Origin of the sequence: Sedimentibacter hydroxybenzoicus DSM 7310 (genome assembly GCF_013403245.1) — a bacterium.
In the GTDB taxonomy this organism is placed as follows: Bacteria; Bacillota; Clostridia; order Tissierellales; family Sedimentibacteraceae; genus Sedimentibacter; species Sedimentibacter hydroxybenzoicus.
On record NZ_JACBNQ010000023.1, the window covers coordinates 1 to 12,984 of the forward strand.

The window sequence follows — 12,984 nt, forward strand, 5'->3', positions numbered from 1 at the left end:
TCCGGAAGGAAAAATATTGAATAATGTAAGTAATCCAACATCACAAAACCAATTATATAGAAATAAGGCAGCCTGCAAAGAATGTCCATTTAAAGACCAATGTACAACAAGTCCAGATGAAAGATCAATAAAAAGAAATGAAAAACATGATATATATGATATTGTAAACAAAATAATGGACGAGAATAAAAAAATATATAAAGAAAGACAAGAAATAGTAGAACATGTATTTGGAACGGTAAAAAGAAGTCTTGGCTATACATATTTTCTTACTATAGGCAATGAAAGTGTACGAGCTGAGTCTTTTATGCACTTTTTATCCTATAATATGAAAAGGGTAATAAAGATAGAAGGAGTCAAAGTCCTTGTGGAGGCTATAAACTCCTTTGTTTTAAACATATTTTCTGCTTATCTTGAATTTGTCATAATTTAAGTGTTAAAATGATTTTTTGGGGGGAATAAATGTGTGATATTGCGCAGTCTGCCGTCCCTTTGACACGCGTCCCTTTGACACGTCTAATTGTATTCATATTACTACTTGAAATATCCATGGAGATTTTCTTAGTTCCAATACTTTAACATTTATTTAACCACTTATTATATATAACAAATGAAGAAGGAAAAAGGGGACAAATTTTTCTAAAAAATTTTTTTACAATAAAAATCCCCTTTAGAGGAAGAAAATCTGTTTTTAGTATCATAATATTTTTATGACAAAAACAAAATTTATACATTTATACGCAAATATTGCCTAATTTCCGATACTCGAAGTTGTCAGCAACCCCGTCTCCTTGACATTCCCTTGACATTCCCTATAATAATTACGCTCATCAGTATTAAATTCTTGAATATCATGGGATGTTCAACTTTACAAGTTTCATTAAAGGTGTCAATAACCCCGTCTCTCTGACATACCTCTGACACCTATAACTATAATTATTCTATAATATTTCCTATCTTATCATAAGCTTTTGTATTAATATTTAAACTATTATTAACTAATTTAGTATCAATAACTGCAAACCAAAAAATATTGTTATCTGTTTTTATAATCTTTGCATTAATAGAATCATTATATAAAATGATTCTATTAATTTCTGAATCAAATATCTCTCCTAAACACAAATAATACTTATGATTTTTTATTGTTTTGATTTCAATAACAGATGACATATAAGATGATGTATTTGAAGATTGAAAGCTGTATAAAGCCTCTGTCCTCTTCCACACCCATTCATCTTTTATTTTAGATAAGCAAGAAAAACCCAAAGCATTATAATTGACAAAAAAGATTAGTTTTTCATTATCTTTAAGTGATTCAACTATTAGTATTTGCTCCTCCGTCAGGTCTTCTTTTTCTAGCCCGAGCTGAATTGCAATTGCGTAATCTTTATCTTGAACAAATTGTAATTTTCTTTTATTATTAAATACAATAAAAATTAATAATATAACAATCCCACATAGTATAAAATATTTAAATTTCATAAATTCCTCACCACTTTATTAAAAAAATATTTTACATATATTACTTATTATTTTGTAATATATATTTTAAATAGACGTGAAGTTTTATTTTCACGTCTATTTGTATTACATTAGGTACTAGTTTGTTGGCATTTTTGAACTTTCTAATGCATAATAAACTCCATCTAAAAACTTATTATTTACTTTCTTTGGTGAGTAAGCATGTACTTGCTTGAAATCTTTAAGTTCTCCTAACCAACTAAATGTTTTAAAAAGTCCCACTGTTTTGTTTTCCTGGGGTGCAAATTCCCACCATCCATACATACCTGAGTTTATAGTTAATTTCTTTTCTTCTGTTCTAGATAATGATGATTCCCACGTAAATCCTGCACCTGTTTGTATATAAGGTCTTTCACCCGTTCCAACATTAAAACTAAATGAATGTCCGGATACGCAAGTTGTACTTAATATATGGTCAGCTGGATTAGAAGTCTCATTTTTTAGAACAGTAGATACTCTTTCTCTCTTATCGGTTCGTAAGACAGTAATATTAGATGTTTCATCATATCTATACCAATCATCAGTAATTCCTAAAGGTGAATTACCCAAATCTTCTGATGTATCTTCTAAAGTAATTGTATCATCAAAAGATATTTCACCATATTCTAGTTCCAAAATATATTGATCTATCGTGAGCTCTTTCGTGATTCCTGATTCTACTTGTATTATCTCTGTAACTTTGTTTCCATTAATATATAACTGCCCATTAATAACTTTATGATCTTCAGGCAATTTATTTGGTATGCTTGCATACACTGAAGATGATAATCCTAATGCAAAAATCATAATCATAATAATTAATTTTTTTAATGATATTTTATTTTTTCCCATACGTTACCTCCAATTATTTTTAATTATCTTCTTAAAATTTATACATAGCATTGAAAATATATCATATTTGCTATATAATATTACTTACAAGGCTCTGAAATATCCTCTTATGTACTTTTTCGGTATTAAGTATGCAAATTTTGAGGTATTAAAGAGTCTTTTGATTTATTTGGTGATCTTATGTGTATCATATCTCTACCTCCTCTCTATGTTTTTATATGTAACGGAAGATATCCGCCATATTTAGAAAGTTAACGTTAAATTATTTTCGCTACTTTTAAGTTTCACAGGGTGCTGAAACAGCCTCAGCGGTTTCTCCGTTTATCGTTACCACAACTCTTGTACGATACTTTGTATTTAATGTTCCGCTGTAGCTTTTAGACGAAGACAAACTACCTGTTCCTTTTAAAGACCATGATGTTACGTTTACCCATCTTCCTGAGCTGTATTTTTCTAAATACATTGTACCTATAATTGAAGCCGATGGACTTTTAGCCTCGATATATACTTTCGGGTTAATAGCATTACCACTTGCTGATATACTTGGCAAAATATTGATGATTTCAGACCAGAATGGGGTAATTATATGATTATTCGTATATACTGATATATTTTTTTGTTGTTCAATTGCATATACATCACCAATCCCAATACTTCCTAACATCACCGCCGTTGCCAATACTGCTGCCCCAATTTTCTTCAGTTTCATAATAAAAATCCTCCTTGTTGTTTTAGGTTCTTACCTATATAACGAACAAGGAGGAAAAAAGGGACATTTTTTTTTAAATTATTTTGAAATATTTTCTGCAATCTTTATTATTTCATCTTTATTTAAGTTTCCGGTTATATGGAAGTCCACGCCACTCCAATGCCATAGCAAGTATGTTATACCATCAGTCTGCCAGATATATGCCTGGGATTCTTTAAAGATAAATTCTTCTATGACGGCATTTTCTGTATCGTAATAAGATTTTATTTCACCTAAAGGAATAAGTAGCTTTACAGTTAGTATATAATTATTTTTAGATATATAATTATATATTACTATGTTACCCATTTCATGAATATTGTATAATTCAAAACCTGCGGGTATATATTTAATTTTGAATGATGATAAATCAACCTGCTCAGTATCTTCATTTGCATTTTGTGATGTAAATATACTATACTTAGGAAATTTCTCGATAATCCAGTTGAATAATTTTGTACGTGCTTCTGTGTTAAATACCAAGACCGTTGATAAGCTCATGATAAATATTAATATAAATATTGCTGCTTTTTTAGCTATTGAAAGATATATATTATTATTGCTTTGACTTATATTAAATTCTTTCAGTTTTTTTCTGAAACTCTTTGTATAAACAGGTTTTTTCAATGCTTCAATATTGTCATAGTCCTTCATCTCATCCGGCAGAGATAATTTACAGGCTTCTCCCATGGAGTTATTATCTATCAATGAGTTTTGTATGCCCATGAGGTTTGACAGCATTTTTTGTATATAGTACAATTTGCTTTTGGAATTTTCTGTTTTTAGTATTTTATCTGTTTCGTAAGGAGTACTCCTAAAGCAGTATCTAAAAAAAAGAATGCTGCGATATTCAAAGGGTAACAGTCCTATTTTTTTTGCTAATATGCTAATATGCTCCTTGGACAGTGTTTCATAAACAATATCATTAGTATCTGATTCGCTTATTTTGTGCAATTCATCCTGAAAAGATAATTCACATACGTCTTTCATGATAATGTCAATCGTTCTGGACAACCTTATCGCCCTCCTCATAATATGCTCTTAATTTTTTTAAAATACGCTGACTGCGTTTTTTTGCAGCTTCCTCAGTAATATCAAAAAGTTCTGAAATTTGTTTAAAGCTAAATTCATTTAAAAAACGTAAGTAAATAAGGTTTTTCTCATCCTCCGAAAGTCTGCTGATACATGATTTTAAAATTTCTTTATCAGCAGTTTTAAGAAATTCTTCTTCAAGATTGTAGGTTTTATCCTTATTTGAATTTTGATATAGGTTATCTATATCTTCATCACTTATATACTTACTGCTCTTTCTCAAAATATTTATACTTTCGTTCTTCAATATTACAACGCAGTAAGACCTCATTTCGGGACATGAGAAATTAGAAATTTTTTCTATATTACCAGATATATTTAAAAAAGTTTGTGCAACAGCATCTTCTGCATCAATTTGATTCTTTAATATGCCATAAGAAATATAATAAAACAAAGCATTCATGTCTGAAAAGATTTTATTTATCAATTCTTTTTGCTCATCGGTTAAATTATTAAAAAAGATAATTATCATAACGTTATCCCCCCTTGCACAAATATTATACCATTATAAATAATGTCTATAAATATGTTTTTTTGCAAGCAGTAGAATGCATCAAATTTATTTGCTCGCTTTCGCTCACATAAATTTGGCATTCCTTGCATTTGACCTACCGCTATTTTTCAGAAAAATGACTCTGAAAAATAGGGTTAGGGCATAAAAAAACCCCCACGCGGGGGTCTTTAAACTATTTTATATATTTTGCCACAATATCGTTAACGTGTTTACCGTCAGCCTTGCCTTTTACTTTCGGCATTATGAGAGCCATCAGCTTGCCCAAATCTTTTTTGGTCTGAGCGCCTGTTTGTTCTATTGCATCTCTGACAATAGAATCAAGCTCTTCATCTGACAGTTGAGGCGGTAAATATTCTAATAGTATTTTGATTTCTTGGTTGGTAAGATCTATAAGATCTTGTCGATTGCCTTTTTCAAAGTCGGGGATAGAATCTTTTTTCTGCTTTATCTGTTTAGCTATGATGTCGATTACATCAGCATCATTCAATTCTTTTCTGTCGTCAACTTCCCTTTGTTTTATAGCTGCTCTTACCATGGTAATAACATCTTTATTGACTTTGTTTTTAGATTTCATGGCTTCCTTCATGTCCGCCATGAGCTTCTCTTTTAAAGGCATACATTCACCTCTTATCTCGCTTTTTTATTTTTCTTTCTACGAGCCGCTTCAGCTTTCTTCTTACGCTTTACGCTTGGTTTTTCATAATGCTCTCTCTTTCTTACTTCTGACATAACACCTGTAAGTGCACACTGTCTTTTAAATCTTCTGAGAGCATTATCGATGGACTCGTTTTCTCTAACCTTTACCTCTGTCATTTTGCTACCCTCCCCTCGTTATCTACTACTAGTTGTCCTAGGACACCAGCGAGTTTGAAATAGCACTTAATTATTATATAACATAGAATAAGTAAATGCAAGAAATTTATGATAAAGTTTCTGACAATTTTCTTCCACCCAGCAAATGGAAATGCAGATGTTTTACAGATTGACAACCATCATCTCCGCAGTTGCTGATAACCCTGTATCCGGATTCCTTAATACCTTCGCTTTCAGCAATTTTGTTTATAGCTTCGAATATTTCAGCCACTACACCACTGTTTTCCGAATTTATATCATTCATCGATGTTATATGCATTTTAGGTACAACAAGTATATGTACAGGTGCCTGAGGGTTTAAATCTCTGAAGGCAATTATATTATCACTTTCATATACACATTGTGATGGAATTTGTTTTTCTGCAATCAAGCAAAATATGCAGCTCACACTTTTTCACCTCTTCCTGTTAATAATTATATAGCATTCTATTCCTCTGATAAAAAATCGTTCTTTACATTTCTTATTGAGGCAGAAACTATTTGATTTTTAATATTATTATCACTTTTTATCAAAACTTTCAAGTAGTTTGTTGTATATCCTTCAAATAAATTTTCTTTTTTCTGCGTTTCCACAAGCACAGGCAAATTTCGTCCGATAAATTGCTGCATAAATTCTCTGCTTATGGTATTTCCTAAATCTATAAGCTGCTTGCTTCTCACGGATTTTATGGAATCCTCAACCTGATTTTCCATTTCCGCGGCCTTTGTACCCTCTCTCACGGAATACTTAAACACATGAATTCTTGAAAATCTGACAGCCTTAACGAAATCTATCGTTTCATCGAACTCTTCATTAGTTTCTCCCGGGAATCCGACTATTATATCGGTTGTAATTCCGGCATCAGGCATATACTTTCTGATAAGCTCCGCATTGTTCCTGTATTCTGTTGAAGTATACTTCCTGTTCATTCGTTTTAATACGCTGTCGCTTCCGCTTTGCAGTGAAAGATGAAAGTGATCGCATACCTTGCTGAGAGACGAATAGCGTTTAATAAAATCTTCGGTTATGAGTTTCGGCTCTAGTGAACCTAATCTGATTCTTTCGATACCCTCGATTTTATCTATATCCTCTATCAATTCTATTAAGGCATCCTTTTTTTGAATGTCCTTGCCGTAGGAAGAAATATGAATGCCGTTTAATACTATTTCTTTATAGCCGTTAGCCGCAATCTTTTTAACTTCTTCTACTATATCCTCGTGATTTCTGCTTCTGATGGGACCTCTGACATAGGGAATTATGCAATAAGAGCAGAACTGGCTGCATCCATCCTGAATTTTTATATTGGCACGGGTTTTGTCATGAACAGTGCTTATTTTTAATTCTTCAAACTCTTCTTTGCCTTTAAAATCTTCTATTTCATAAGATAACATTTCCATGTTATCCAGTTTTTCTTTTAAAAGCCTACCTATATTGCCCTTGTTCTTAGTACCTATTATTATGTCGACGGAAGTTTCTTTATTCAGCTTTTCACCATTTAACTGGACGCTGCATCCTACGGCAACAACTAAGGCGTCAGGGTTATTTCTCTTTGCCTTATTGATAAATTGTCTTGATTTTCTTTCGCTTTCTTTTGTTACAGCACATGTATTGATTATATAAATATCACTTTCCATATCATGGGGCAGTACCTCAAAGCCTTCTTTTTCTAAAAGCTCCGTCATTGCTTCGGTTTCAAATTGATTAACCTTGCACCCGAGAGTTGTAAATGATACGGTATATTTGTTTTTCATTATTTCTCCTGATTTACGTTTATATGACTAATTCATTTGAAATAATATCATAACCGATAATAAATATCAAGTACAACTCAGAATGCATTTTCAATCATATTTATTTCTTTGTTTTCCATGATAATTTCAATTATATCAAATTGACAGGGCATATCATCCTTGCCAATCAGCATAAAGTAATACTTTGCGGCACTTATTAGTTTCTTTTGTTTAGCCCATGTAACTGCCTCTCTCGGATATCCGAAGGAAAGATTCTTTCTGCCCTTTACTTCTATAAAATGAAGTCGTCCGTCCTTTTTTGCAATAATATCAATTTCACCGAATTTACTGATAAAATTTCTTTCAATTATTGTATACTGGTTTTTAAGCAAGTACCTTTCGGCAATTTTTTCATATTCAAAGCCCTTGTTTTTATCGTACATGGTACTACCTTCTAAGGGAGCCTAACACGCCTCTCATAAGTGACCTTCCTATTTCTCTGCCTATGGCACTCATAGCCGAATTTGTGACTCTTTCAACGGGAGTCAGCCGATTGCTTTTCTTATTTCTGAGCTTTTCAAGCTCCTTTGCTTCCTTTGCCTTTATTTTTTCTAATTCCAATCTTTCTTTTTGAAGCTTTAATTCTTCCATTTCACGCTCATTTCTTTTTATGAGCATTTCATAAGCCGATTCTCTGTCAATTTCTTTATCGTATTTATAATACAGGGGTGAGCTTGTAATAATTTGTTTTCTCAAATAATCGTCTATAGTCCCAAACTTGCTTTGAGGCGGAAGTATAAATCCACGTTCAACTATGCAAGGGCTTCCTTTTTCGTCTAAGCACGATATTAAGGCTTCTCCTGTTTCAAGCTCCGTTATTGCCTGAACTGTATCAAATGCCGGATTCGTACGGAATGTTTCGGCAGCCGTCACAACCTTTTTTCTGTCAGCAGGCGTGTAAGCTCTCAGAGCGTGCTGAATTCTGTTTCCTAACTGTCCGAGTATTTCATCCGGCAAATCTCTTGGATTTTGTGTTACAAAGTATACGCCTACACCCTTTGAGCGAATAAGTCGAACCACCTGCTCTATTTTGTTTAATAAAACCTTTGGAGCATTATCAAACAGCAAATGTGCTTCATCAAAGAAAAATACCATTTTGGGCTGCTCTAAATCTCCCTCTTCGGGCAGATTTTCGAAAAGCTCGGAGAGCATCCATAGTAAGAATGTAGAATACAATGCAGGGTTTAAAAATAGTTTGGAGCTGTGAAGAATATTTATATATCCTCTGCCATCCCCTGCAACTTTCATCCAATCATTGAAATCAAGCTCCGGTTCACCAAAGAAGAAGTTTCCTCCTTGATCTTCAAGTACCATTAATGATCTTAAGATTGCACCAACGCTTTGAGTTGTAATATTTCCATACTTCAATGTAAGCTCTTTGGCATTGTCTCCCACGTATTGAACCATTGAACGCAAATCTTTTAAATCCAACAGCAGAAGTCCGTTTTCATCGGCAACTCTGAAAACTATATTGAGTATGCCCGACTGAGTATCATTTAAATCAAGTATTCTTGAAAGTAATATGGGACCCATTTCAGATATGGTGGTCCTTAAAGGAAGACCATTTTCTCCGTAAATATCCCAAAACTGTACCGGAGAGGACTTATATGTAAAATTATCTATCTCTAAACGTTTAATTCTTTCCTGCATATTTTCATTATCAGTTCCGGGTGACGCCAGACTTGCCAAATCTCCCTTTATATCGGAAAGAAATACCGGCACACCCATTTCGCTGAAGGATTCAGCCATAACCTTTAATGTTATTGTTTTTCCGGTGCCTGTAGCCCCTGCCACAAGACCGTGTCTATTAGCCATTTTAGGTTCTAAATATATTCTTTTGTCACTTTTTCCTATCCAAACTTTATTATCCTTGAACATAGCAACTCCTTTCCACTATCGAAAATTAAGTAATTACTTACCATATTACTAATGATTACATTATCTTTCAATATATTAGCATATTTTAGTGTTTCACCATATTAATTTTTAACGGCTTCCTTTGTCGTAAGGTACTCCGGATGCCTTTGGCGCTTGTGAAGATTTAGAGAAGAAAGATAAAACTATTAATGTAGCAATATAAGGAATCATTTTATATACATCATTTGAAATAGGCAGTGTCTTAAGTATCGGAATAGCGGAATATGCCGCAGCAAAGGTCTTCATTATACCGAAGAAAAATGCAGCAAAGAATATTTTCTTTGTTCTCCATTGACCGAATATTAAAACAGCAAGAGCTAAGAATCCGTATCCTGCCACTGTTGCATTGAAGTTCGTAGATGTGGGAACTACAAATACAAGACCGCCTATTCCGCCAAGCATACCTGAAATGATTACACCTGCATATCTGATCTTATAAACGTTGATACCTACAGAATCTGCAGCCTGAGGATGCTCGCCGCAGGCTTTTAATCTTAAGCCGAATTTAGTGTGGTTTATAACTATTTCAGCCATTACGGCTATACCTATCCCAATATACGTTGTTATATAACAGTTTTGAAACAGTATAGGACCCAGTACAGGGATATCTCCTAAAAACGGTACCTTTGCGATATGAAATGTATCTAAAAACTGAACCTGCTGCACTCCCTGCACCATTCTGGCAGCAAATATAGCAAAAGCAGGAGCAAACATATTGAGTGCCGTACCGCTTATGGTCTGATCCGCTTTTAAGTTTATGGAAGCGAAGGCATGAAGCAGTGAAAATACGGCTCCGGTTAATCCTGCAACAAATATTGCAAGAACCAGTAAAAGCTGCCCGCTCATCATGTTCTGAAATATACTTAAAAATGATATGCTTACAAAGGCACCCATGACCATTATTCCTTCAAGTGCTATATTTACAATACCGCTTCTTTCAGAAAACATTCCTCCCAAAGCAACAATCAATAAAGGAATTGCAAAAAACATAGTTTGCTGAGCTACAAAATAGATTACATTCATTTGCTGGCCTCCTGTCTGCTGCTGCGCTTATTTATTTTTAAAATTATATTTTTAAACAAAAGTGAAAATGCTCCGCAGTAAATTATTGCAGAAATAATTATATCGATTACTTCGGGAGCAAATGAATACAGTTGGATATTTACTCCCCCAACCGTTAAATGCGCTATAAATAACCCTGCAAATAAAATCCCGATTGGATTTGACATACCAAGGAGCGCCACAGAAATTCCCGCGAAGCCCTGAGGAGCTAGAATATCAACTACCTGCAGATATTTTCCTGAACCGGCAAGATACAAAAGCCCTCCTCCAAGTCCAGATAATGCACCTGCTATCAGCATGGAGAGTATTATTTTATTCTTAGCATTTATTCCCGCATATTTGCTGGCAGTAGGACTTAATCCGCATGCCTTTAATTCATAGCCTAAGGTTGTCTTGCTTAATATTATATAAATAACAATAACAGCTAATATTGCAATAAGAATTCCAATGTTCATATTGTTTGTTTCAAAAATTTTATCTAGACCCGCCTTAGGTATAATCGCAGTTTTAGCAACAGGCAAGCTTTGATTTTTAATTTTGTCATGGATATTTTTAACTATGAGGATATTTACCAAGTACATGCCGATGTAATTCATCATAATAGAAGATATAACCTCATGTACGTTGTAATATGCTTTCAGTATACCCGGCAACAGTCCCCACAAAGCTCCTGCTATCAAAGCTCCGGTTAAAGCAACAATCCAGTGCAAATGCCCCGGTAGAAATGTCCATTTAATACCTATAAAAATTGCAACGAACGCACCCATTGTAAATTGACCGGAAGCTCCTATGTTAAATAAACCGGTTTTAAAAGCGAAGCCGACAGAAAGACCGGTTAAAATTATAGGGATTGCATTATAAAGCATATCGCCTATTCCTTTTGCGCCGTCTGCAAAGCCGCCCTGTAAAATTGCAAAAAATCCCGGTACTGCTTCTCTTGAATTACTTATTAATAAAATAATGAAACCGAAAAGGAGACCTATAAAAATAGCCATTGCGGCAGAAATAAAGCTTACTCCCCAGCTTGAATTCATTAAACTAAATTTTAGCTTATGCTTCATTGTACACACTCCTTTTAGTTCCGGACATATAAAGCCCCAATTCCTGAACCGTGGTTTCCTTTGGATTTAAATCCCCTACAATTTCACCTTCATACATAACCAATATACGGTCACTTACATTCATCACTTCATCCAGATCAAAGGATACCAATAAAACTGCTTTTCCTGTGCATCTTTGTGCAATCAATTGCTTATGTATATATTCTATAGCCCCGACATCAAGGCCTCGTGTCGGCTGTACGGCTATAATGATATCGGGATCTCTGTCAATTTCTCTTGCAACAATCAGCTTTTGTTGATTTCCTCCGGACATGCCCCGCACAACGGAGTCTTCTCCCTGACTTGATCTTATATCAAATTCATCAATTAATTTTTTTGCATATTCTTTTACTGCATCAAATTTTATAAAACCGTTTTTCTGAAATTTCGGCTCATAATATGTTTGCAGAACAGCATTTTCCTTCAAGCTGTAGTCAAGAACAAGACCGTATTTTTGTCTGTCCTCGGGTATGTGTGCAAAACCCGCAATGCATTTTTGTCTTATTGAACTTTTGGTAACATCTTCGTTATTTAATAAAATTTTGCCTGATGTCAAGGGCAATAAACCGGTTATACCTTGTACCAATTCAGATTGTCCGTTGCCGTCAATTCCTGCTATACAAAGAATTTCACCTTTATTTACGTTAAAAGAAACATTATTGACCTTGTCTTTCTTGGTTTCTTTATTTGTTATAGTAAGGCTTTGCACCTTAAGAACAGGTTCCTCCGACGTACACTCATCCTTGTTGATAACAAAACTTATTTTTCTTCCAACCATCATTTCTGACATTTCTTCTTTTGACGTCACGCTTACATCGACAGTGCCTATATATTTGCCTTTTCTCAGAACGCTGCATCTATTTGCCGCCGCCTTTATTTCATTTAATTTATGAGTAATAAAAACAATTGATTTGCCTTCCTCGGTCATATCCTTCATTATTTTCATCAACTCATCTATTTCCTGCTGAGTAAGAACTGCCGTCGGCTCATCAAATATTAATATATCATTGTCTCTGTAAAGCATTTTAAGAATTTCCACCCTTTGCTGCATACCGACGGTTATGTCGGATATCCGGGCATCGGGATCTATTTTCAATTTGTATTGTTCGCTTAATTTATTTATTTTATTTCTTGCTTCTTCCATTTTAAGAAAGCCGTTTTTAGTAGTTTCCTTACCTAATACAATGCTTTCTAAAACAGTGAAATTATGAACCAATTTGAAATGCTGATGAACCATTCCTATTCCTAAATCATTTGCATCATTAGGGTTATTGATTTTCACGGGCTTTTCATTAATGGAAATATCGCCGTTTTCAGCCTGATACAAGCCGAACAAAATACTCATAAGGGTTGATTTGCCGGCTCCGTTTTCTCCCAACAGAGCATGAATCTCTCCTTTTTTCACTTTAAATGTAACATCGTCAACTGCTTTAAAATCACCAAACTCCTTGGTAATATGATTCATCTCAATGACATATTCCATACTTAACTCCTTATGGTAGTTTATAGCAAAAAAGTGTCTTAGAATAAATACGTCAAGACACTTTTTTGCA

At 33.9% G+C, this 12,984-nt stretch carries 15 protein-coding genes; 1 reads left to right on the forward strand and 14 read right to left on the reverse strand.

Going from position 1 to position 12,984, the window contains the following annotated elements; all coding sequences use genetic code 11:
• Window positions 1-433 (forward strand): transposase (locus HZF24_RS15345; RefSeq protein WP_218835319.1); only part of this gene is annotated, 433 nt, incomplete at its 5' end.
• 503 nt (window positions 434-936) lie between these two features.
• Here HZF24_RS15345 and HZF24_RS15350 read toward each other — a convergent pair.
• The 14 genes from HZF24_RS15350 to HZF24_RS15415 form a co-directional block, all read right to left on the reverse strand.
• On the reverse strand, window positions 937-1,485 hold the full coding sequence (locus HZF24_RS15350; RefSeq protein ID WP_179239231.1) for a hypothetical protein: 549 nt from the start codon (window positions 1,483-1,485) through the stop codon (window positions 937-939).
• Between the two features lie 117 nt (window positions 1,486-1,602).
• Window positions 1,603-2,355, reverse strand: a complete 753-nt coding sequence (locus HZF24_RS15355; protein WP_179239232.1) for a hypothetical protein — start codon at window positions 2,353-2,355, stop codon at window positions 1,603-1,605.
• Window positions 2,356-2,632: 277 nt separating this feature from the next.
• Complete coding sequence (locus HZF24_RS15360) at window positions 2,633-3,064, reverse strand: cell agglutination protein Mam3 (RefSeq protein WP_179239233.1); 432 nt, start codon at window positions 3,062-3,064, stop codon at window positions 2,633-2,635.
• A 78-nt stretch (window positions 3,065-3,142) separates the two neighbouring features.
• Window positions 3,143-4,093 carry a DUF4367 domain-containing protein gene (locus tag HZF24_RS15365; RefSeq protein WP_179239234.1) on the reverse strand — a complete coding sequence of 317 codons (951 nt, stop codon included), beginning with the start codon at window positions 4,091-4,093 and terminating at the stop codon, window positions 3,143-3,145.
• A gap of 7 nt (window positions 4,094-4,100) precedes the next feature.
• Complete coding sequence (locus HZF24_RS15370) at window positions 4,101-4,667, reverse strand: RNA polymerase sigma factor (RefSeq protein WP_179239235.1); 567 nt, start codon at window positions 4,665-4,667, stop codon at window positions 4,101-4,103.
• Window positions 4,668-4,881: 214 nt separating this feature from the next.
• The gene (locus HZF24_RS15375; RefSeq protein WP_179239236.1) at window positions 4,882-5,325 is read right to left on the reverse strand and encodes a GatB/YqeY domain-containing protein; all 444 of its coding nucleotides are present in this window, start codon (window positions 5,323-5,325) and stop codon (window positions 4,882-4,884) included.
• An 11-nt stretch (window positions 5,326-5,336) separates the two neighbouring features.
• Window positions 5,337-5,522: a 30S ribosomal protein S21 gene (gene rpsU / locus HZF24_RS15380; RefSeq protein ID WP_019227108.1), complete on the reverse strand. Its 186-nt coding sequence runs from the start codon at window positions 5,520-5,522 to the stop codon at window positions 5,337-5,339.
• Between the two features lie 106 nt (window positions 5,523-5,628).
• The gene (locus HZF24_RS15385; RefSeq protein WP_179239237.1) at window positions 5,629-5,970 is read right to left on the reverse strand and encodes a histidine triad nucleotide-binding protein; all 342 of its coding nucleotides are present in this window, start codon (window positions 5,968-5,970) and stop codon (window positions 5,629-5,631) included.
• Between the two features lie 38 nt (window positions 5,971-6,008).
• A complete protein-coding gene (mtaB, locus tag HZF24_RS15390) occupies window positions 6,009-7,313 on the reverse strand; it encodes a tRNA (N(6)-L-threonylcarbamoyladenosine(37)-C(2))-methylthiotransferase MtaB (protein ID WP_179239238.1) in 1,305 nt (434 codons plus the stop codon).
• 77 nt (window positions 7,314-7,390) lie between these two features.
• Window positions 7,391-7,735 carry a YraN family protein gene (locus HZF24_RS15395; RefSeq protein WP_179239239.1) on the reverse strand — a complete coding sequence of 115 codons (345 nt, stop codon included), beginning with the start codon at window positions 7,733-7,735 and terminating at the stop codon, window positions 7,391-7,393.
• A gap of 4 nt (window positions 7,736-7,739) precedes the next feature.
• Entirely contained in the window at window positions 7,740-9,230 is a 1,491-nt protein-coding gene (locus HZF24_RS15400) for a helicase HerA-like domain-containing protein (protein WP_179239240.1), read from the reverse strand.
• Window positions 9,231-9,338: 108 nt separating this feature from the next.
• Window positions 9,339-10,292 carry an ABC transporter permease gene (locus HZF24_RS15405; RefSeq protein ID WP_179239241.1) on the reverse strand — a complete coding sequence of 318 codons (954 nt, stop codon included), beginning with the start codon at window positions 10,290-10,292 and terminating at the stop codon, window positions 9,339-9,341.
• Window positions 10,289-11,392 carry an ABC transporter permease gene (locus HZF24_RS15410; RefSeq protein ID WP_179239242.1) on the reverse strand — a complete coding sequence of 368 codons (1,104 nt, stop codon included), beginning with the start codon at window positions 11,390-11,392 and terminating at the stop codon, window positions 10,289-10,291. The genes HZF24_RS15405 and HZF24_RS15410 overlap by 4 nt, the downstream gene beginning before the upstream one ends.
• Window positions 11,382-12,914, reverse strand: a complete 1,533-nt coding sequence (locus tag HZF24_RS15415) for an ABC transporter ATP-binding protein (RefSeq protein WP_179239243.1) — start codon at window positions 12,912-12,914, stop codon at window positions 11,382-11,384. Before HZF24_RS15415 ends, HZF24_RS15410 begins: the two co-directional genes overlap by 11 nt.
• Window positions 12,915-12,984: the final 70 nt, after the last annotated feature.